Here is a 19549-nt window from a genome sequence, read left to right as displayed (position 1 = left end):
GCAGCTAACATGCGGGCATGCTGCTGCCCCTTCCGGCCAGGCCGCACCGGGTCGCCGTGCTGGCGTTCGACGGGATGGCGCCGTTCGAGCTGAGCTGCGTCGTCGAGCTGTTCGGCCTGCCCCGGCCCGAGCTGGAGATCCCCTGGTACGACCTCACGGTGTGCGCGGAGACGCTCGAACCGCTGCGCGTGGTCGGCGGGTTCACGATGACGGCGGCGCACGGGCTGGACACGCTGGCCGGCGCCGACACCGTGATCGTGCCCGGCGTGGCCGACGTCCGGGGGCCCGTCTCCGAGCGGACAGTGGTTGCGTTGCGGGAGGCGCACCAGCGGGGCGCGCGCATGGTGTCGATCTGCTCGGGTGCGTTCGCGCTGGCCGCGGCCGGGCTGCTCGACGGCCGCCCGGCCACCACGCACTGGCGCTACGCCGAGCTGCTCCAGGAACGTTTCCCCGCCGTCCTGGTCAACCCCTCCGTCCTGTACGTGGACGACGGCGACGTGCTCACCAGCGCGGGCAGCGCCGCCGGGCTCGACCTGCTGATCCACCTCGTACGCCGCGACCACGGCCCCGGCGTGGCCAACACCGTGGCCCGCCGCCTCGTCGTGCCGCCGCACAGGGAGGGCGGTCAGGCCCAGTTCATCCAGGCCGCGGTCACCCCCGTGGAGGACGACGACGCGGTGGCCAGGGCCATGGCGTGGGCCATGGAGCACCTGGCCGAGCCCATCACCGTGGCCGCCCTGGCCGGGGTGGCGCACATGGCCGAGCGCACGTTCATCAGGCGTTTCAAGCGCCAGACCGGCACCAGCCCGCTGCGCTGGGTCATCTCGCAGCGGGTGGCGGCCAGCCTGCCGCTGCTGGAGTCGACGGGCGCGCCGGTGGAGGAGATCGGGGCGGCGGTCGGGTTCGAGAGCCCGGTGACGTTCCGGCACCATTTCACCCGCGCCATGCGTACCTCGCCGTCGGCCTACCGCAGGGCGTTCAGCGCGTGAGCCGCCAGAGGGAGGTCACCTCCGCGGCCCTGGCCGCGTGCAGCGGATCGTCCTGATCGCCCGCCCGGCGGTGCCGCGGCGTGACGTCCATCCGCCCGGCCACCCTCAGCCCCGCCCCCGCGAACGCCTCCAGCAGCTCGCTCCGGCTGCGCAGCCCGAGCTGCTCGGCCAGGTCCGACAGGATGAGCCACCCCTCGCCCGCCGGCTCCAGGTGCTCGGCCAGCCCGCCCAGGAACCCCCGCAACATCCGCCCGTCCGGATCGTAGACGGCGTGGTCGAGCGGCGAGAACGCCTTGGCGGGCACCCACGGCGGGTTGCAGACGACCAGCGGCGCCCGCCCCTCCGGGAACAGGTCGGCCGTCACCACCTCCACCCGCCCGGACAGGCCCAGCCGATCGACGTTCGCCCGCGCGCACTCCACGGCCCGCGAGTCGAGGTCGGTCGCCACGACGTGCCGCACCCCGCGCCTGGCCAGCACCGCCGCCAGCACGCCCGTGCCGGTGCCGACGTCGAACGCCAGCCGGTCGCCGGGCAGCGGCGCCCGCGCCACCAGATCGACGTACTCGCCCCTGATCGGCGAGAACACCCCGTGATGCGGATGGATGCGCGCGTCCAGCGCCGGGACGTGCACCCCCTTGCGCCGCCACTCGTGCGCGCCGATCAGCCCGAGCAGCTCGCGGAGCGGCCCGACCGCGGGCGGCGCCTCGGGCCCGAACACCTCGGCGCACGCCTCCCGCACGTCGGGCGCCCTGCGCAGCGGCACCACGTGGCCCTCCGCGTACGGGACGAGCAGCATGCCGAGCGTGCGCGCCCGCTGGGACTGCGCCTGGCGGTAGCGGTGGAAGCCGCTGCCGGGCTCGGCCGGCTTGCAGCGCCGGCCCATGGCGGCCAGGAGCTGCCTGGCGCCCTGGAAGTCGCCGCGCCACAGCAGCGCGGTGCCCTCGCAGGCCAGGCGGTAGGCGGTGGCGGCGGTCATGCGGTCGTCGGCGACGACGACCCGCCTGGGCGGCGGCGCGCCGAGCGCGGAGCGCCAGGCCGCCGAACGCTCCTGCCCCGCCTCGGTCCACTGGATCATCGTCACCCGACCGTTTCACGGACGCGGCCGCACGGCCACCGGTTTTCCGGGGAGAAGACCGTTCAGGCAGCAGCGTGGCCGGCGCGGTGGGCGCGGCGGTGCTGTCGGGCGGGGCGCCGGGCTCACGCCTCCTGAGGGCGCCTGGCGCGCAGGGCGTCGAGCATCAGGTGGAAGTGGCGGCGCCACTGCCCGGGGTCCGCCTCGGCCACCCGCGAGTTGCCCATCACGAAAGGCCAGATCGGCCGGCCCGACGTCGGGCCGCAAGCCCCCTCCCGCTGGGCCCGCTGCACGAGCCGCTCGACCAGCCCGTTGACCTCGGCCCCGACGTCGAGGTGGGCCAGGCAGGCCAGCTCGGTGAAGGCCCGGTCGCGGGCCTGCAGCTCGCACGTCCGCTCCAGGAAGCACACCAGCCCTTCCCAGGCGTCCCCGACCTCCAGCGACTGCCTGGCCAGCTCGGTCCAGGCGGCCACCTTCCCGGCGAGGATCGCGTCGATCAGGTCGCCGCGCTCGGGAAAGTGCCGGTAGAGCGTGCCGATGGCCACGCCGGCGCGCTTGGCCACGACCTCGAGCGGGGCCTGCAGCCCCCGCTCGGCCAGCACCTGCTCGGCGGCGGCCACGAGGGCGTCGCGGTTGCGCTGCGCGTCGCGGCGGAGGGGGCGGTCCATACCCGCCATTCCAGTGAAGGTGAGGCATGCCCTCAGGCTCGCGCTAACCTGAGAAACACCCTCGACTTAAGGAGCGCCCGCCCACCCGGCCGACCTCGCGGACGAGGGCTCCCTGACCGAGGCGCTCGGCCGCATCGGCCCGGTGGACGTCCTCGTCCACAACGGCGGCGGCACCGCCAGGGGCCCACGCCCCTGTCATGGACGTCACCAGGCACAGCGCCCAGGACGCCTTCGACAGCGCGGTGCTCGCGGCGGTCACGGCGGTCAGGGCGGTGCTGCCGGGCATGCTGGAGCGCGGCTCGGGACCCTGCTGTTCACCTCGGGCATCTCCGCCGTGCACCCGCTGCCGTTCCTGGGCAACATCGGCCTCGCGGCGGCCGCCCTGCGCAACTACGCGCTGTCCCTGGCCGAGGTGCTGCGCGGGCGGGGCGTCCACGTGGGGCACGTGCCGATCTCCGCCGCCCTCGCGCCGGGCTCGCCCGCGTCCCCCGAGGCCGTGGCCGAGGCGCACTGGAGCCTGCACACCGGCCGCGACCGCCACGAGGTGATCCTCGGAGACCTGGCCGTCGTCCGGGCGGCGATCGCGGCCCATACCGTGGAGGCATGACCTTCCCCGGCACCCCTCGCCCGCGCCCCCGCTGGCACCACGCGGAGACCGACCTCGACGACTTCGCCATCGTGAGCTACCGGGTGGACCCCGACGCCCTGGCCAGGCACCTGCCCAGGGGGTTCGCGCCGATGAAGATGACGTTCGGTGACGGGCCCGGGGCCCTGGTCTCGGCCGTGGCCTTCCGCGACCGCGACTTCCACTTCCGGTTCCTGCCGCAGGTGGGCATCGACTGCGGCCAGATCAACTACCGCGCGTACGTCACCGCCCACGGCAGGCCCGGCGTCTGGTTCTTCGGCACCGCCCTGGACCACCCGGTGGTCGCGATCCCCCGGTACGTCTGGGGCATGCCGTGGCGCCGCGCCCGCATCGCGATCGAGGCCGACTGGGACGCCGCTCCGGCCCGCTGGGAGCTGCGGGCGGGGCAGGCGTACTGCGAGGCGGCCGAGCTTCCCGAGCCGCTCCCGCCGCTCGACGGCTTCGCGGGCGAGACCGACTGGCTGGAGCGGCTCACCCATCCGACGCTGGGCTGGTACCGGCGCGGGGACGGGCGGGTGGGCACGTACAGCATCTGGCATCCGGTCATGCGGCCCCGCCACCTCGCCGCCACGTCCGCGCGGTTCCCGGTCTTCGAACGGCTGGGCCTGATCACCCCCGGCACGGCGCCCCACTCCGTGCTGGCCCAGCCGAGCCTGCACTTCGACATCCACACCCCGCCGCGCCGCTTCCGCGCCTGAGACGGCGTTCCGATCAGAGCGATCCGGTCAGAGCGTGTAGTCGAAGGTGTAGGAGTGGCCCCCGTCGGGGCCGATGACGATGTCCATCTCGCCCCTGATGCCGCGCAGCTCGCCCGTCCCCGAGTCGGCCACGACCCTGATCCGCAGGCCCCGCTCACCGTTGTCGCTGGTGGCGTCGTGCTGGACGACGAAGCTGCCCGAGCGGCCGTCCAGGGTGCCCTCGATGCGCTCCAGCGCCACGTACGAGCGCGACTCCTCCACCGGGGTGGTGGCCACCAGCATGGTGACGAGGCTGGTGCCGGTCAGGTCGCCGGCGAAGGTCTTGGTCAGCGTCACCACGCCCAGCGTGACGCCGTCGCGGTCGTCGTACGGCGGCTGCGGGGTCCAGCCGGCGGTCTCGAAGGTTCCCTTTGCGGTCATGACCCTCATCCTGGCGGCCATACCTGTCAGATCCCGTCAGGTACCGGCGAGCCGTTCCACGACCGGGGCGAAGGCGTCCATGAACTGCGCGTTCACCGACACGTACGAGATCCCGAGATGATCGCGGCGGCGGCGCAGCGTGTCGGCCATCTCGGCCACCGTGCCGGTGAGGATGCCGGTGCCGGTGCGGCCGAAGCGGCTCAGCGCCCACTCGGGCGGCTCCGCCCCGGCGCAGGCCAGGTTCATGGCCAGCTCCAGCTCGTGGAAGCGGTCGCCGGCCAGCTCGTACAGCTCGTCGAGCTTGGCGGCGACCTGCTCCTCGGTGTAGTGCGGCGGCACGCCGAGCGCGACCGTGTCGGCCTTGCTCGCGGCCAGCCGCAGCAGCCTGGTGCCCGAGGCGGCCACCAGGATCCGCACGTCCCGGACGGCGTCGATGGTCCGGGAGAGCCGGTCGATGCGCTGGCTGGGCGTGCCGAAGCGCACGCCGAGCGCGGCCGCGTCGCTCTCCGCGTCGGGCCGCCCGGCGCCCAGGCCCAGCTCGAACCGGCCGCCGGTGAGCTTGTGCAGGGTGGCGCTCTCCCACGCGACGGCCTGCGGCGTGCGGTTGGGGACGCTGAGCACGTACGTGCCGACGCGCAGCGTCGTGGTGGCCGTGGCCGCCACCGCGGCGGCCGTGAACGGCGACAGCGTGCCGAGCGTGTCGGGCACGAGCAGGGTCGAGTAGCCCAGGCCCTCCGCCCGCCGGGCCAGTCCGGTCCACGCGCCGGCGTCGGGAGCCTGCCCGGCTACCGCGCCGAATCTGAACGGGTGATCGGTCATGGCCCCTACGATCGCCCACGGGCCGGGGGCGTGACATCGTCCCCCGGACCCGTGACCCGCTACATCCGCGGGAGCAGGCCCTCGCGGGGTGCTACTCCCCCAGCAGTACCCGGGTGAACTCGTTGGCGAACTTGCCCGCGGGGTCGAGCCGGCGGGCCAGCGCGCGGAAGGAGGCGGGGCACCCGGGCCACCGGGTGAACAGCTTGCCCCAGTGCGGGATCGGCTCGAACGGCGCCAGCGTCTCCTCCACCAGCTCCAGCACGGGCATCACCGCGGCCACGTCCTTGACCCAGGTGAAGTGGATGCCGACGCTGTCGCGGCCGTTGAACGGGCTCAGCCACAGGTCGTCGGCGGCGATGGAGCGCACCTCGGAGATCTGCAGCACCGGCCGGACGCGGTCGCCGATCGCGATTAGCGCGCGCAGCGCCTCGACGGCGTGCCGCCTGGGCACCAGCAGCTCCGACTGCAGCTCGTCGCCGGCGCCGCTGGGCGGGTAGTCGGCGCGGAAGTGCGGCAGCCGCTCGTACCAGGGGCCGGGCACGCCGAGCTGAGCGGTGCAGCTGTCGGCCGGCATGGCGGGCAGCGGGTGGCGGGGGCCGTCGGCGGGGGTGGTGCCGTACCAGTCGGGGCTGTCCAGCTCCTCCTCGCGCTTCAGCCAGACGCGGGTGTCGCGGTAGTCGGTGAAGAGGCTGACGCTGTAGCCGCTGGACATGATCTCGTCGAAGTGCGCGAGCGCGTCCTCGCGCAATCCCTCGCGGACGTATTGGCGCAGCTCGAAGGCGGGTACGAGGTCGAGCGTGAGCGAGGTGACGACGCCGAGTGCGCCGACCGACACCACGGCGCCGGGGAAGTCGGCGTCGCCGCGCGAGAGCGACAGCAGCGAGCCGTCGGCGGTGACGAGCTCGATCCCCGACACGGCGGCGGCCAGGCTCCGCACGGCGTCGCCCGAGCCGTGCGTGCCGGTCGCGACCGAGCCGCCGACGGAGATGTGCGGCAGCGAGGCCAGGTTCGCCAGCGCGAACCCGGCCCGGTGCAGCAGCGGCGCGAGCGTCGCGTACGTCGTGCGCGCCCCCACCCTCACCGTGGCCGCGGCGCTGTCGATCTCCACCTGGTCCGGCATCCGGTCGAGCACCACCAGGTCGCCGTCGGTGTCGGCGACGTGGTTGAAGGAGTGCGCGCTGCCGAGGGCCCGCACGGCGGCGCTGCGCGCGACGAGCCGTTGCAGCTCGTCGAGGGAGGTCGGATGGTGGAGGTCTTTCGCGTGGAATGTGGTGTTTCCAGCCCAATTGCTCAGCGTCACGGCCTTACCTTCCCACAGCTCCACCTTGTCAGCCCGTCCGGGTGCCGCTAGTTTCAGGTGCCGCCGACCGGAGGTGTGCCGTGCTTCTTCTGTCCCAGGCCGTCGGCCTGGTCACGCTCGTGCTCTGGCTCTATTGCCTGTTCGACGTGATCACCACACCCGACGTCGCGTGCCGCAACCTGCCGAAGATCGCCTGGGTGCTGATCGTGCTGCTGTTCCCGCTCATCGGGTCCGTCGCCTGGCTGGTGGCCGGCCGCCCGGAGCGCGCCGTCCAGGCCCGGCCGAGCGCCTACCCCGAGTACGACCGCCCCGGCCGCTTCGCCGCCACCAACCCTGACGACGACGAGGAGTTCCTGCGCCGCTGCCGCGAACGCGCCGAGGAGCAGCGCAGGAACGCCCCCAAGAAGTCTCCCGAGGGAGAGGCCTAGAAGCCCTGGGCCAGGCGGTAGTACGCCTGGTTCCAGCGCAGCTCCTTGGCGAACTGCTCGGTCGTGGTGCCGGCGTCGATGACCACCAGCTCCACGCCCAGCATGTCGGCCAGGTCGACCAGCTCCTCGCGGCCGACGGCCTTGGACAGCACGGTGTGGTGCGGGGCGCCGGCGGTCAGCCACGACTCGGTGGAGGTGCGCAGGTTCGGGCGCGGCTGCCACACGGCGCGGGCCACCGGCAGCTTGGGCAGCGGCTGCGGCGGGGTCACGACGTCGATCTCGTTGGCCACCAGGCGGAACCGGTCGCCCATGTCGGCCAGGCCGATCACGATGCCGGGACCGGGCTCGGCGTCGAACACCAGCCGGACCGGGTCCTCCCGGTTGCCGATGCCCAGCGGGTGGATCTCGCACGACGGCGTGCCGGAGGCGATCGACGGGCAGACCTCCAGCATGTGGGCGCCGAGGATGAGCTCGTTGCCCGGCGTCAGGTCGTAGGTGTAGTCCTCCATGAAGGAGGTGCCGCCCGGCGCCATGGCCTTGAGGGTGCGCAGGAGGACGGAGGTCTTCCAGTCGCCCTCGCCGCCGAAGCCGTACCCGTCGGCCATGAGCCGCTGCACGGCCAGGCCGGGGAGCTGGCGCAGGCCGCCGAGGTCCTCGAAGTTCGTGGTGAACGCCTTGAAGCCGCCCGACTCCAGGAAGCTGCGCAGGCCCAGCTCGATCCTGGCGGCGTAACGCAGCGAGTCGTTGCGCTCGCCGAGCAGCTCGGGGGCCACGGTGTACTGCTCGGCGTACTCCTTGACCAGCGCCGTCACGTCGGCGTCGGAGGCCGCGTCCACGGCCTCGACCAGGTCGTTGACGCCGTAGGTGTTGACCGAGACGCCGAAGCGGAGCTGCGCCTCGACCTTGTCGCCCTCGGTGACCGCCACGTCGCGCATGTTGTCGCCGAAGCGGGCCAGCTTGAGCGTGCGCACCTCGGCCAGGCCCTTGGCGGCGCGCAGCCAGGACAGGATGCGCTCGCCCACGGCCGGGTCGCTGACGTGCCCGGCCACGGTCTTGCGCGGCACGCCGAGCCGCGTCTGGATGTGCCCGAACTCGCGGTCGCCGTGCGCGGCCTGGTTCAGGTTCATGAAGTCCATGTCGATGGTGGCCCACGGCAGCTCGACGTTGGCCTGCGTGTGCAGGTGCAGCAGCGGCTTGCGCAGCGCGTCGAGCCCGGCGATCCACATCTTGGCCGGGGAGAACGTGTGCATCCACGCGATCACGCCGGCGCACGAGTCGTCGGCGTTGGCCTCCAGCATGATCCGCCGGATGGCCGCCGCGTCGGTCAGGACGGGCTTCCACTCCACCGGCATGGGCAGCTGCTCGGCGATCCGCTGGGACTGCTCGGCCACCTGACGCAGCGTGTCCTCGCCGTAGAGTCCCTGACTGCCGGTCAGAAACCAGATGTTCAACGCGGGCTCCTCTGTCCGTAGACGTTCTGATAGCGGTCGTACAGGCTGTCGATGTCGGCCTGCGCGATGGGCAGCGGATCGCCGAGCTGGCGGGCGACGTGGACCGTACGGGCCACGTCCTCGCACATCACGGCGGCCTTCACCGCGGCCTTGGCGTCCTTGCCGATGCTGAACACCCCGTGGTTCTGCATGAGGACGGCCTTGGAGCGGTGGCCCTTCAGCGTCTCCACGATGCCCTGCCCGATCGAGTCGTCGCCGATCAGCGCGAACGGGCCGATGGGGATCTCGCCGCCGAACTCGTCGGCCATCGCGGTCAGCACGCACGGGATGGCCTCGCCGCGGGCCGCCCAGGCGGAGGCGTAGGTGGAGTGGGTGTGCACGACGCCGCCCACCTCGGGCATGTTGCGGTAGACGTAGGCGTGCGCGGCGGTGTCGCTGGACGGCGCGTGCCCGCCCTCCACCAGGTTGCCGTCGAGGTCGCACACGACCATGTTCTCCGGCGTCAGCTCGTCGTAGGAGACCCCGGAGGGCTTGATGACGAACAGGTCCTCGCCGGGGACGCGGCCGGAGACGTTGCCGGCCGTCCAGACCACCAGGTTGTAGCGGACCAGCTCGGCGTGCAGGTCGGCGACGATCTTCCTCATGTCCATCAAGCCTGTGCCTCGTTCCTGATCGCACGCAGCGCGTGCAGCATCTGTCCGTCTCCGAAGAAGTCGTGGAGCCTGCGGTACTCGGCGTAGAGCCGGTCGTAGGCGTCGGCGCGGGCCTCGTCGGGCACGTACGCGTTCTCGGTGCGCTTGCCCATGGCCGCGGCGGCCTCCTCGATGGAGGCGTACTCGCCGGCGGCGACGGCCGCGTGGATGGCCGAGCCGAGGGCGGGGCCCTGGTCGGACGCGATGATCGACAGCGGGCGGCGCAGCACGTCGGCGTAGACCTGCATGAGGAAGCGGTTCTTCAGCAGGCCGCCGGCGACGATGAACTCCTCGACCGGCACGCCCGACTTCTCGAACGTCTCGACGATCATGCGGGCGCCGAACGCGGTGGACTCGATGAGCGCGCGGTAGACGTCCTCGGGCCTGGTGGCCAGGGTCTGGCCGATGATCACGCCGGAGAGGTTGTGGTCCACCAGCACCGAGCGGTTGCCGCCGAACCAGTCGAGGGCGACCAGCCCGTGCTGGCCCACGGCCTGCTTCTCGGCCAGCTCGGTCAGGCGCTCGTGCCCGTCGGTGCCGAAGTTCTCGACGAACCAGGCGAAGATGTCGCCCACCGCCGACTGCCCCGCCTCGTAGCCCCACAGGCCGGGGACGATGCCGTCGCGGACGACGCCGCACATGCCGGGCACCTCGGCGAGCTGGTCGCTGGGCATGATGTGGCAGGTGGAGGTGCCCATGATGGCCACCATCTGGCCGGGCCGCACGGCGTCGGCGGCGGCGGCCGTGACGTGCGCGTCCACGTTGCCGACGGCCACGGCGGTGCCCTCGGGGATGCCCGTCCACCCGGCGGCCCGCGCGGTCAGGCGCCCGGCCAGGCCGCCCAGCGGCGCCAGCGTCACGTCTCCCACCTTGTCGCCGACCTCGCCGGTGGCGAGCTTGCCGACGAATCCGGCGAAGCCCGGGTTCAGCTCGGCCAGGTACTCCTCGGACGGGTAGGCGCCGTCCTGGAAGACGCCCTTGTAGCCGACCGTGCAGATGTTGCGGCTCTCGGCGCCGGTGAGCTGCCAGATGATCCAGTCGGCGGCCTCGATCCAGCGCTCAGCCCTGGCGTAGACCTCGGGGGCCTCCTCCAGGACCTGCAGCCCCTTGGCGAACTCCCACTCGGAGGAGATCTTGCCGCCGTAGCGCGGCAGCCAGCTCTCGCCCCTGCGCGCGGCCAGCTCGTTGATCCGGTCGGCGTGCGGCTGGGCGGCGTGGTGCTTCCACAGCTTGGGCCAGGCGTGCGGCTCTTCAGGCGTCTCGAAGCAGAGCGGGGTGCCGTCGGCCGTGGTGGGCAGCACGGTGCAGGCGGTGAAGTCGGTGCCGATGCCGACGATCTCCCCGGCCGGCACGCCGGCGGCGGCGATGGCCTGGGGCACGGCGATCCGCATCACGTCGATCCAGTCCTGCGGCGACTGCAGCGCCCAGTCCGGGCCCAGGCGCACCTCGGTGCCCGGGAGGGTGTGCTCGATGACGCGGTGCTCGTACTCGTGGACGGCGCTGCCCAGCTCGGCGCCGTCGCTCACCCGTACGACGACGGCACGCCCCGAGAGCGTGCCGAAGTCCACTCCTACGACGTATTTGTTAGCGCTCACATTGAACTCCAGGGATTGTTCGGGGGCATGCACATCATCTACCGGGCGGGCTCATCTGACGGGCGCCGTGCTCGACCGGACGACGAAGCTGGGGCGGACGACCAGGCGCTCGTACGCGGCGTGGCCGAGGTCGATCTGCCGCAGCAGCACCTCGATGCAGTGCCGGCCCACCACGTCGAAGTCCTGCCTGACCGTGGTGAGCGGGGGCGAGAAGAACTCCGACTCGGGGATGTCGTCGAAGCCGACCACGCTGATCTGCTGCGGCACCTTCACGCCCTTCTCCGACAGGGCGCGCAGCACGCCCAGCGCCATCTGGTCGTTGGCGGCGAACACGGCCGTGACACCGTCCATCGCGGCCAGGCTCTTGCCCGCCTCGTAGCCGGCGCGCGGGCTCCAGTCGCCGGCCAGCGGCTCGGGCACCGGCCTGCCCGCCTCCTCCAGCGCGGCCCGCCAGCCTTCGAGCCGGCCCTCCGTCTCCAGCCAGTCGTGCGGGCCGCTGACGTGCCAGACCGTATCGTGGCCCTGGTCGAGCAGGTGCCGGGTGGCCAGCCTGGCCCCCTCGATCTGGTCGATGCACACGACCGACACGTCGGCCCTGTGCGTGCCCTCGACCGCCACCGCGGGCAGGCCCGAGGGCAGGCTCTCCAGCGCGAGCCCGGCCGAGCGTTGCGGGGCGACCACCACGACGCCGTCCACGCCCTGCTCGGCCAGGTAGTCGATGGCGTCGCGCACGTTGTCGGCGTCGATCGACTTCAGGCTGACGATGCTGACGAAGTAACCCGCGGTCCTGGCCGCCTGCTCGATGCCGTAGATGGTGCTGGCGGGGCCGTACAGCGTGGTGTCGAAGGACACCACGCCGAGGGTCCTCGAGCGCTTGGTGACCAGGGCGCGAGCCACGAGGTTGCGCCGGTAGCCCAGCCGGGTGATCGCCGCCTCCACCCGGGCGCGGGTGTCGGCCCGGACGTTCGGATGGTCGTTGAGCACCCGGGAGACCGTCTGGTGCGACACGCCCGCCTCCTTGGCCACGTCGGCCATGACCGGCAGGCGGCGCTTAGGTGTCGTCACGGTCTCTCCTTTTCGCTGGGCTCTGAGGATCTTACTTAGCGGGAGGCCCCTGCCCGGCGCTTGGTCCAGACGTCGAACGCGACGGCGGCCAGGAGCACGATGCCCTTGACGAGCATGACCCGCTCGCTGGGCGAGCCGATCAGGGACATGCCGTTGTTGATCACCGCCATGATCAGGCCGCCGGTGATGGCGCCCACGACCTTGCCGACGCCGCCCTGGACGGCCGCGCCGCCGATGAAGGCCGCCGCGATGGCGTCCAGCTCGAAGCTGTTACCCGCGGTGGGCCCCGCCTGGTTGAGGCGGCCGGCGAAGATGATGCCGGCGATGGCCGACAGCACGCCCATGTTCACGAAGATCCAGAAGACGACCGACTTGACCTTCACGCCGGACATGATCGCCGCCTGGAGGTTGCCGCCGATCGCGTAGATCTGGCGGCCGAAGACGGTGCGGTTGGCCATCATCGAGTAGGCCAGCACGAGAATCGCCAGCAGGACCAGCACCCACGGGAGGTTCTTGAACCGGGCGAGCTGGATGACCAGGAACATGATGATCGCCGCGCCCGCGATCATCTTCAGCCAGAACAGCGCCATCGGCTCGACCGACTGGCCGTAACCCTTGCGGGCGTTCCTGGTGCGCAGCTGGGCGGTGAACATGCCGGCGATCGCGACGACGCCGATCAGCAGGCTGAACAGGTCGGCGCCGCCGAGCGGGCCGAGGCCGATGTTGCCGAGGTAGCCGTCGGTGAAGCCGTTGGCCAGCGTACGGACCTGGTCGGGGAACGGCCCGATGCCCTGGTTGCCCAGGACGGTCATCGTCAGCGCCCGGAACAGCAGCATGCCGGCCAGGGTCACGATGAACGCCGGGATGCCGAAGTAGGCGATCCAGTACCCCTGCCAGGCTCCGATGAGCGCGCCGGCCACCAGCGTGGCCAGCAGGGCCAAGGGCCAGGGCCAGCCCATGTTCACCATGAGCACCGCCGCCAGCGCTCCCGTGACCGCCACCACCGAGCCGACCGACAGGTCGATGTGCCCGGCGATGATGATCAGGATCATCCCGATCGCGAGGATCAGGACGTAGGAGTTCTGGACGATGATGTTCGAGATGTTCTGCGGCGTGAGCAGCGCGCCGTCGGTCAGGATCGAGAACAGCACGATGATCGCCGCGAAGGCGATGTAGATGCCGCTGGATCGCAGGTTGAGCGAGACTCCGCCGAACGACACCCGGCCCGGCTGCTTGGGCGCTCCCCCGCCGTCCTGGGCGCCGACCTTCACGTCGGCAGGCGTAATGGAGCTCATCAGAGCTACTCCTGTCCCTTGGTCATGAGGTGCATGAGGCTTTCCTGGGTGGCCTCCTGGCGGGGAACCTCGCCGGTGATGCGACCTTCGGAGAGTGTGTAGATGCGGTCGCACAGGCCGAGCAGCTCAGGCAACTCACTGGAGATCACCAGCACGGCCTTGCCCTCGTCGGCGAGGCGGTTGATGATCGTGTAGATCTCGTACTTGGCGCCGACGTCGATGCCGCGGGTCGGCTCGTCGAGGATGAGCACGTCCGGCTCGGTCATGATCCACTTGGACAGCACGACCTTCTGCTGGTTGCCGCCACTGAGCTGGCCCACGATGCTGTTGACGCTCGGGGCCTTGATGTTCATGCTCTTGTGGAACTCCTCGGCGACCCGGTACTCCTCGTTGTCGTTCACCCAGCCGCGCTTGGCCAGGCCCTTGAGCCCGGCGGCGCTGATGTTGGTCTTGATGTCCTGGATGAGGTTGAGCCCGTACCGCTTGCGGTCCTCGGAGGCGTAGGCGATGCCGTGGTTGATCGCGTCCTGCACGTTGCGGATCTCGATCGGCTTGCCGTCCTTGAAGATCTTGCCGGAGATGTGCACGCCGTACGTGCGCCCGAACAGGCTCATCGCCAGCTCGGTACGCCCGGCGCCCATCAGCCCGGCCAGCCCGACGATCTCCCCGCGGCGCAGCGTCATCGCGGCCCCGTCCACGACCTTCCGGTCCGGCTGGCTGGGGCTGTAGACCGTCCAGTCCTCGATCCGCAGCGCCTCCTCGCCGATCGTCGGCTCGTGCGGCGGGTAGCGGTTGTCGAGGGCGCGGCCGACCATGCCGGCGATGATGCGGTCCTCGGTGACGTGGTCGGTGACCATGTCGAGCGTCTCGATCGTGCGGCCGTCACGGATGATCGTGACGGAGTCGGCGATCGCGGTCACCTCGTTGAGCTTGTGCGAGATGATCACGCAGGTGATGCCCTCGTCACGCAGCCCGCGCAGCAGGTCCAGCAGGTGCGCGGAGTCGTCGTCGTTGAGCGCCGCGGTCGGCTCGTCGAGGATGAGCAGCTTCACCCGCTTCGACAGGGCCTTGGCGATCTCGACGAGCTGCTGCTTGCCCACGCCGATCTCGGAGATGGGCGTCGTCGGGTTCTCGCGCAGGCCGACCCGCTTCATCAGCTCGGCGGCCTCGTAGTTGGTGCGGTTCCAGTCGATGACGCCGCGCCTGGCACGCTCGTTGCCGAGGAAGATGTTCTCCGCGATCGACAGCTGGGGGCTGAGCGCCAGCTCCTGGTGGATGATCACGATGCCGGCGTGCTCGCTGTCGCGGATGCCGCCGAACTCGCAGCGCTCGCCCTCGAAGAAGATCTCGCCCTCGTAGTCGCCGTGCGGGTAGACCCCGGACAGCACCTTCATCAGCGTCGACTTGCCGGCGCCGTTCTCGCCGCAGATGGCGTGGATCTCGCCCTGCCTGACCGACAGGTTGACGTCCTGCAGCGCCTTGACGCCGGGGAACGTCTTGGTGATCCCGCTCATCCGCAAGATGTGCTCGGTCATATCCCCTCGCTCAGGAAAAGCCCCGGGGAGCGTCGTCCCCGGGGCTGAACCCCTACTTGAGCTGGTCCTCGGTGTAGTAGTTGCCGCCGACGATGACTTCCTTGTAGTTGGTCTTGTCGACGATCACCGGGTCGAGCAGGTACGAGGGCACGACCTTGTTGCCGTTGTCGTAGTCCTTCGTGTTGTTCACCTCGGGCTGCTGCCCCTTGAGCACGGCGTCGGCCATCTTCACCGTCTGCTCGGCGAGCTTGCGGGTGTCCTTGAAGATGGTGGAGTACTGCTCGTCGGCGACGATCGACTTCACCGACTGCAGCTCCGCGTCCTGACCGGTCACGATCGGGTACGGCTTGCTGTAGCCGGAGCTCTTCAGCGCCGAGAGGATGCCGATCGACAGGCCGTCGTACGGGGACAGGACGCCGTCGACCTTGGTGCTGCCCGTGTAGGTCTTGGTGATGATGTCCTCCATGCGCTTCTGCGCCGTGGCGGGGTCCCACCGGAGGATGGCGGCCTGCTTGAAGTCGGTCTGGCCGCTGGCGACCTTCAGGGTGCCGTCGTCGATCTTCGGCTGGAGCACCGACATGGCGCCGTTCCAGAAGAACGTGGCGTTGTTGTCGTCGGGCGAGCCGCCGAACAGCTCGACGTTGAACGGGCCCTTCTTGCCGTCCTCGACGCCCAGGCCCTTCAGCAGCGAGGTCGCCTGCTGCACGCCGACCTTGAAGTTGTCGAAGGTGGCGTAGTAGTCGACGTTGGGGCTGTTGCGGATCAGCCGGTCGTAGGCGATGACCGGGATCTTGGCGTCGGCGGCCTGCTGGAGCTGCGAGGTGATCGCCGTGCCGTCGATCGAGGCCACGATCAGGAGCTTGGCTCCCTTGGTGATCTGGTTCTCGATCTGGTTGGCCTGCGTCGGGATGTCGTTCTCGGCGTACTGGAGGTCGACCTTGTAGCCGAGCTTCTCGAGCTGCTGCTTGACGTTGTCACCGTCGTGGATCCAGCGCTCGGAGGACTTGGTCGGCATGGTGACGCCGATGAGGGCACCGGCGTTCCCGGCGGCCGCGGAGGCGGAGGCCTCCTGGTCGACCGTCTTCGTGCTCGAGCCACAAGCCGTCATGGTCGCGGCGAGCGCGATGGCGGACACCACGCCCCCGATCCGTCCCAACCTCATGAGCATCCCTTTCCATGGGGGTCGCGGCAGACGCAGGACGCGGCGGCTGCCGGTGATAAATTGGGGGATTCGATCACAGAACGTGACGAATCAGAACAAAGTTCGCACTCGTTTCGCCTGATTGTTATCGCTAACAAAGTCTATGTCAACGCTCGGACATAACCTCACAGAAACGTTCAGGTAACTTCCACGCAGGTCAGCGGCCTGAGCGGGCCGAGAACAGGCGCTGCAGCAGGATGAAGACGAAGAGCAACATTCCGATGAAGATCTTGGTCCACCATGACGACAGGGTCCCTTCGAAACTGATGATCGTCTGAATCAGCCCCAGCACCAGCACGCCGAGCACGGTCCCCAGCAGGAAGCCGCTGCCGCCGGTCAGCAGTGTCCCGCCGATGACCACCGCGGCGATGGCGTCCAGCTCCATGCCCACCGCGTGCAGGCCGTACCCGGAGAGCATGTAGAACGACAGCAGGACACCGCCCAGAGCCGAGCAGAACCCGCTGATCGTGTAGACGGTGATCTTCGTCCGCCCCACGGGCAGGCCCATGAGCAACGCCGACTGCTCGCTGCCGCCCGTCGCGTAGACCGAACGGCCGAAGCGGGTGTAGTGCAGCACGTACGCCGCCACCACCACGACCAGAACCGCGATGATCACGCTCGGCGAGATCCACAGGTCGGCGAACAGGTCGATCCTGGTCTGCGCGAACGCCGTGAACGTGGCGTCCTCGATCGGGATCGAATCGGTCCCGATCGTGTAGCACAGCCCCCGCGCCAGGAACATGCCCGCCAGCGTCACGATGAACGGCTGGATGTCGAAGGCGTGCACGATGTACCCCATGACCAGCCCCAGCCCCGACCCGATGGCCAGCACCAGCGGCACCACCAGGTACGGCGGCCACCCGGGCCCCGCCATCAGGCTGGCCGAGATCATCGTCGACAGCGCCACCACCGACCCCACCGACAGGTCGATGCCCCCGGTGAGGATCACGAACGTCATCCCGACCGCCACCACCAGCAGGAAGGCGTTGTCGATGAAGACGTTCAGGATCACCTGCCCGCTGGCGAAGCCCTCGTAGCGGATCCCGCCGGCCACGAACATGGCCGCCAGCAGGCACCCGGTCACCAGGACGGGCAGGTACTTGGCCGGGATCGAGGCCCGGCCCACCGTCAGCGTCGTCACGTGGTCACCTTCACCTTCTCCTCGACGGCGGGGCTCGCGGGCGCCGCCCGCCCGCGCCCGCCGAAGACCTTCGCGCGGAACGACGGGGACTGGACGAGGCAGACCGCCGTCACCACCAGCGCCTTGAACAGCAGCGTCGTCTCCGGCGGCACCCCGATCGAGTAGATCGTCGTGGTCAGCGTCTGGATGATGAGCGCGCCCACCACGGTGCCGCCGAGCGAGAACCTGCCACCGGCCAGCGACGTGCCGCCGATCACCACGGCCAGGATCGCGTCCAGCTCGATCCACAGGCCCGCGTTGTTGCCGTCGGCGCTGGAGACGTTCGAGCTGATCATCAGCCCGGCCACGCCCGCGCACAGGGCGGCGAACGCGTACACCATGACGATGATCCCGCGCGCCCTGATCCCCGCCAGCCTGCTCGCCTCGGCGTTGCCGCCGACCGACTCGATCAGCATGCCCAGCGCCAGCCGCCTGGTCAGGAACGCGCTGATCGCCAGCACCCCGAGCACGATGAGGATGCCGAACGGCACGGTCAGCCAGTAGCCGCCGCCGATCACCTTGTACGCCGGGCTGTTGACAGTGATGATCTGCCCGTCGGTGATGAGCTGCGCCAGGCCGCGCCCCGCCACCATGAGGATGAGCGTGGCGATGATCGGCTGGATGCCGATGCCCGCGACCAGGAACCCGTTCCAGGCCCCCAGCACCAGGCAGAGCCCCAGCGCCAGCACCACGGCGGTGAACACGCTCGCGTCCTGGCTGATCTGCAGGCAGGCCAGCGCGCCCGAGATCGCCACCACCGAGCCGACCGACAGGTCGATGCCGCCGGTCGCGATGACCAGCGTCATGCCCAGCGAGACCAGGATCAGCGGGGCGCCGAAGCGCAGGATGTCGATCAGGCTGCCGTACAGGTGGCCGTCCTTGACCTCGATCGAGAAGAAGCTGGGGGTGAAGAACACGTTCAGCACCAGCAGCAGGGCCAGGACGGCCAGCGGCCACAACAGACGTCTCATGAGGTCCGCCCTCCGCTCGCGATCGTCTCCATCAGGACGTCGGTCGTGAGCGCCTCGTCGTTCGGCAGCTCGGCCACCAGCCGCCGGTCCCGCAGCACCTGCACCTTGTGGCTGAGCCGCAGCACCTCCTCCAGCTCGGCGGAGATGAACAGCACCGCCATGCCGCCGTCCGACAGCTCGGCCACCAGGCGCTGGATCTCGGTCTTGGCCCCGACGTCGATGCCCCGGGTGGGCTCGTCCAGGATGAGCAGGCGGGGCTCCAGGATCAGCCACCTGGCCAGCACCACCTTCTGCTGGTTGCCGCCGCTGAGGTTGCGCACCAGGTGCTCGGGGTTGGGCGGGCTGATCTTGAGCGCCTTGACGTACCTGGACACCAGCTCGTCCTGCTGCTCGCGCGGCACCGGCCTGGTCCAGCCCCTGGTGGCCTGCAGGGCCAGGATGATGTTCTCGCGCACGGTGAGGTCGGGGATGAGCCCGTCGGCCTTGCGGTTCTCCGAGCAGAACGCGATCTTCTGCGTCATCGCCGCGCGCGGCGTGCGCAACGACTGCGGCGTCCCGCCGACCGCGATCTCGCCCGTGCTCGCGTGGTCGGCGCCGAACAGCAGCCGGGCGATCTCCGTACGTCCCGAGCCGAGCAGCCCGGCCAGGCCCACGACCTCGCCCTCGTGGATCGTCAGGCTGAACGGCGCGATCGCCCCGGTCCTGCCGAGCCCGCGCGCCTCGACCAGCGGGCGGTCGAACACCTTGGCCTCGCCGTGCAGCCGCTCCAGCACGGCCAGCTCCTGGCCGATCATCTTGGCGACCAGCTCGACCTGCGGCAGCTCCGCGGTCGGGTACTCCCCGACCAGCCGCCCGTTGCGCAGGATCGTCATCCGGTCGGAGATCTCGTAGACCTGGTCGAGGAAGTGGGAGACGAACAGGATGGCGATGCCCTCCTCCTTCAGCCGCCTCATCACCCGGAAGAGCTGCTCGACCTCGTCGGCGTCCAGGCTGGAGGTGGGCTCGTCGAGGATCAGCACCCTGGCGTCGATGTCGATGGCCCGCGCGATGGCCACCATCTGCTGAATGGCCAGCGAGTACGACGACAGCGGCGCCGAGACGTCCAGGCTCAGCTCCAGCCGCGACAGCAGCTCGCCGGCCCTGGCCCGCATGCGTCTCCAGTCGATGCGGCCCCTCTTCCTGGGCTCACGGCCGAGCAGGATGTTCTCGGCCACCGACAGGTTCGTGCAGAGGTTGACCTCCTGGTAGACGGTGCTGATCCCGGCCTGCTGCGCCTCCAGGGGGCTGCCGAACGCCACCGGCGTGCCGCCGAGGTCGATGGTGCCCGCGTCGGCCGGGTGGACGCCGGTGAGCACCTTGATCAGAGTGGACTTGCCGGCGCCGTTCTCGCCCATCAGCGCGTGCACCTCGCCCGGCAGGAGCCGGAAGTCCACGCCGTCGAGCGCTTTCACGCCGGGGAACTGCTTGCTGATCCCGGTCATCGTCAAGACCGGGGCGGATACGGTCATGGACCCTCTCCAACGA

Annotated in this window: 20 protein-coding genes; 4 read left to right on the top strand and 16 right to left on the bottom strand. The window is 70.5% G+C overall.

All coding sequences use genetic code 11. The annotated features are described in order from the left end of the window. Positions 1–17: 17 nt before the first annotated feature. Entirely contained in the window at positions 18–989 is a 972-nt protein-coding gene (locus tag HD593_RS12240; protein WP_185102283.1) for a helix-turn-helix domain-containing protein, read from the top strand. Here the strand turns inward: HD593_RS12240 and HD593_RS63320 are convergent. From HD593_RS63320 to HD593_RS12225, 3 genes are all read right to left on the bottom strand, one after another. Then, complete coding sequence (locus HD593_RS63320; RefSeq protein ID WP_185102282.1) at positions 979–2064, bottom strand: methyltransferase; 1086 nt, start codon at positions 2062–2064, stop codon at positions 979–981. The two genes, HD593_RS12240 and HD593_RS63320, sit on opposite strands and share 11 nt — an antisense overlap. A 122-nt stretch (positions 2065–2186) precedes the next feature. Further along, positions 2187–2729 carry a TetR/AcrR family transcriptional regulator gene (locus tag HD593_RS12230; RefSeq protein WP_185102281.1) on the bottom strand — a complete coding sequence of 181 codons (543 nt, stop codon included), beginning with the start codon at positions 2727–2729 and terminating at the stop codon, positions 2187–2189. Between the two features lie 43 nt (positions 2730–2772). After that, a complete protein-coding gene (locus tag HD593_RS12225) occupies positions 2773–3015 on the bottom strand; it encodes a hypothetical protein (RefSeq protein WP_185102280.1) in 243 nt (80 codons plus the stop codon). Between the two features lie 48 nt (positions 3016–3063). Between HD593_RS12225 and HD593_RS12220 the strand changes: the two genes are divergently transcribed. Both HD593_RS12220 and HD593_RS12215 read left to right on the top strand, forming a co-directional pair. After that, a complete protein-coding gene (locus HD593_RS12220) occupies positions 3064–3336 on the top strand; it encodes a Rossmann-fold NAD(P)-binding domain-containing protein (protein ID WP_185102279.1) in 273 nt (90 codons plus the stop codon). Continuing rightward, positions 3333–4073, top strand: coding sequence for a DUF2071 domain-containing protein (locus tag HD593_RS12215; protein ID WP_185102278.1), 741 nt, complete (start codon positions 3333–3335; stop codon positions 4071–4073). The genes HD593_RS12220 and HD593_RS12215 overlap by 4 nt, the downstream gene beginning before the upstream one ends. 27 nt (positions 4074–4100) lie before the next feature. Here HD593_RS12215 and HD593_RS12210 read toward each other — a convergent pair whose 3' ends face one another. The 3 genes from HD593_RS12210 to HD593_RS12200 all read right to left on the bottom strand — a co-directional run bounded on the left by HD593_RS12210 (position 4101) and on the right by HD593_RS12200 (position 6612). Beyond that, entirely contained in the window at positions 4101–4493 is a 393-nt protein-coding gene (locus tag HD593_RS12210; RefSeq protein WP_246546465.1) for a DUF3224 domain-containing protein, read from the bottom strand. A gap of 36 nt (positions 4494–4529) precedes the next feature. Further along, entirely contained in the window at positions 4530–5312 is a 783-nt protein-coding gene (locus HD593_RS12205; protein ID WP_185102276.1) for an LLM class flavin-dependent oxidoreductase, read from the bottom strand. 91 nt (positions 5313–5403) lie between these two features. Continuing rightward, positions 5404–6612, bottom strand: coding sequence for an FAD-binding protein (locus HD593_RS12200; protein WP_185102275.1), 1209 nt, complete (start codon positions 6610–6612; stop codon positions 5404–5406). Positions 6613–6692: 80 nt separating this feature from the next. Between HD593_RS12200 and HD593_RS12195 the strand changes: the two genes are divergently transcribed. Further along, positions 6693–7040: a PLD nuclease N-terminal domain-containing protein gene (locus HD593_RS12195; protein WP_312903440.1), complete on the top strand. Its 348-nt coding sequence runs from the start codon at positions 6693–6695 to the stop codon at positions 7038–7040. Here the strand turns inward: HD593_RS12195 and araA are convergent. The 10 genes from araA to HD593_RS12145 all read right to left on the bottom strand — a co-directional run bounded on the left by araA (position 7037) and on the right by HD593_RS12145 (position 19533). Beyond that, entirely contained in the window at positions 7037–8491 is a 1455-nt protein-coding gene (gene araA, locus HD593_RS12190; protein WP_185102273.1) for an L-arabinose isomerase, read from the bottom strand. The genes HD593_RS12195 and araA overlap by 4 nt on opposite strands. After that, positions 8488–9135 (bottom strand): L-ribulose-5-phosphate 4-epimerase, encoded by a 648-nt coding sequence (locus HD593_RS12185; RefSeq protein WP_185102272.1) that lies wholly within the window; start codon positions 9133–9135, stop codon positions 8488–8490. The genes araA and HD593_RS12185 overlap by 4 nt, the downstream gene beginning before the upstream one ends. A 5-nt stretch (positions 9136–9140) precedes the next feature. Then, a complete protein-coding gene (araB, locus tag HD593_RS12180; RefSeq protein ID WP_185102271.1) occupies positions 9141–10778 on the bottom strand; it encodes a ribulokinase in 1638 nt (545 codons plus the stop codon). A 51-nt stretch (positions 10779–10829) separates the two neighbouring features. Then, a complete protein-coding gene (locus HD593_RS12175) occupies positions 10830–11843 on the bottom strand; it encodes a LacI family DNA-binding transcriptional regulator (RefSeq protein ID WP_312903439.1) in 1014 nt (337 codons plus the stop codon). A 35-nt stretch (positions 11844–11878) separates the two neighbouring features. Continuing rightward, positions 11879–13138 (bottom strand): multiple monosaccharide ABC transporter permease, encoded by a 1260-nt coding sequence (gene mmsB, locus HD593_RS12170; protein WP_185102270.1) that lies wholly within the window; start codon positions 13136–13138, stop codon positions 11879–11881. 5 nt (positions 13139–13143) lie between these two features. Continuing rightward, positions 13144–14673, bottom strand: coding sequence for a multiple monosaccharide ABC transporter ATP-binding protein (gene mmsA / locus HD593_RS12165; RefSeq protein WP_185102269.1), 1530 nt, complete (start codon positions 14671–14673; stop codon positions 13144–13146). Between the two features lie 52 nt (positions 14674–14725). Continuing rightward, complete coding sequence (gene chvE / locus HD593_RS12160) at positions 14726–15835, bottom strand: multiple monosaccharide ABC transporter substrate-binding protein (protein ID WP_185102268.1); 1110 nt, start codon at positions 15833–15835, stop codon at positions 14726–14728. A 196-nt stretch (positions 15836–16031) separates the two neighbouring features. Then, positions 16032–17015: a galactofuranose ABC transporter, permease protein YjfF gene (yjfF, locus tag HD593_RS12155; protein ID WP_185102267.1), complete on the bottom strand. Its 984-nt coding sequence runs from the start codon at positions 17013–17015 to the stop codon at positions 16032–16034. After that, the gene (locus HD593_RS12150) at positions 17012–18025 is read right to left on the bottom strand and encodes an ABC transporter permease (protein WP_185102266.1); all 1014 of its coding nucleotides are present in this window, start codon (positions 18023–18025) and stop codon (positions 17012–17014) included. Before HD593_RS12150 ends, yjfF begins: the two co-directional genes overlap by 4 nt. Next, a complete protein-coding gene (locus HD593_RS12145) occupies positions 18022–19533 on the bottom strand; it encodes a sugar ABC transporter ATP-binding protein (protein ID WP_185102265.1) in 1512 nt (503 codons plus the stop codon). The genes HD593_RS12150 and HD593_RS12145 overlap by 4 nt, the downstream gene beginning before the upstream one ends. Positions 19534–19549 lie beyond the last annotated feature (16 nt).

This window comes from Nonomuraea rubra (genome assembly GCF_014207985.1).
GTDB classification, from domain to species: Bacteria; Actinomycetota; Actinomycetes; order Streptosporangiales; family Streptosporangiaceae; genus Nonomuraea; species Nonomuraea rubra.
This window is presented reverse-complemented; position numbering and strand designations above follow the sequence as displayed.

Excerpts from the sequence above, each read along its gene's own strand:
- HD593_RS12240 (WP_185102283.1), top strand. The coding sequence starts at position 18 with ATGCTGCTGCCCCTTCCGGCCAGGCCGCACCGGGTCGCCGTGCTGGCG.
- HD593_RS63320 (WP_185102282.1), bottom strand. The coding sequence starts at position 2,064 with ATGATCCAGTGGACCGAGGCGGGGCAGGAGCGTTCGGCGGCCTGGCGC.
- HD593_RS12230 (WP_185102281.1), bottom strand. The coding sequence starts at position 2,729 with ATGGACCGCCCCCTCCGCCGCGACGCGCAGCGCAACCGCGACGCCCTC.
- HD593_RS12225 (WP_185102280.1), bottom strand. The coding sequence starts at position 3,015 with ATGCCCGGCAGCACCGCCCTGACCGCCGTGACCGCCGCGAGCACCGCG.
- HD593_RS12215 (WP_185102278.1), top strand. The coding sequence starts at position 3,333 with ATGACCTTCCCCGGCACCCCTCGCCCGCGCCCCCGCTGGCACCACGCG.
- HD593_RS12210 (WP_246546465.1), bottom strand. The coding sequence starts at position 4,493 with ATGACCGCAAAGGGAACCTTCGAGACCGCCGGCTGGACCCCGCAGCCG.
- HD593_RS12205 (WP_185102276.1), bottom strand. The coding sequence starts at position 5,312 with ATGACCGATCACCCGTTCAGATTCGGCGCGGTAGCCGGGCAGGCTCCC.
- HD593_RS12185 (WP_185102272.1), bottom strand. The coding sequence starts at position 9,135 with ATGAGGAAGATCGTCGCCGACCTGCACGCCGAGCTGGTCCGCTACAAC.
- mmsB (WP_185102270.1), bottom strand. The coding sequence starts at position 13,138 with ATGAGCTCCATTACGCCTGCCGACGTGAAGGTCGGCGCCCAGGACGGC.
- mmsA (WP_185102269.1), bottom strand. The coding sequence starts at position 14,673 with ATGACCGAGCACATCTTGCGGATGAGCGGGATCACCAAGACGTTCCCC.
- chvE (WP_185102268.1), bottom strand. The coding sequence starts at position 15,835 with ATGAGGTTGGGACGGATCGGGGGCGTGGTGTCCGCCATCGCGCTCGCC.
- HD593_RS12150 (WP_185102266.1), bottom strand. The coding sequence starts at position 18,025 with ATGAGACGTCTGTTGTGGCCGCTGGCCGTCCTGGCCCTGCTGCTGGTG.
- HD593_RS12145 (WP_185102265.1), bottom strand. The coding sequence starts at position 19,533 with ATGACCGTATCCGCCCCGGTCTTGACGATGACCGGGATCAGCAAGCAG.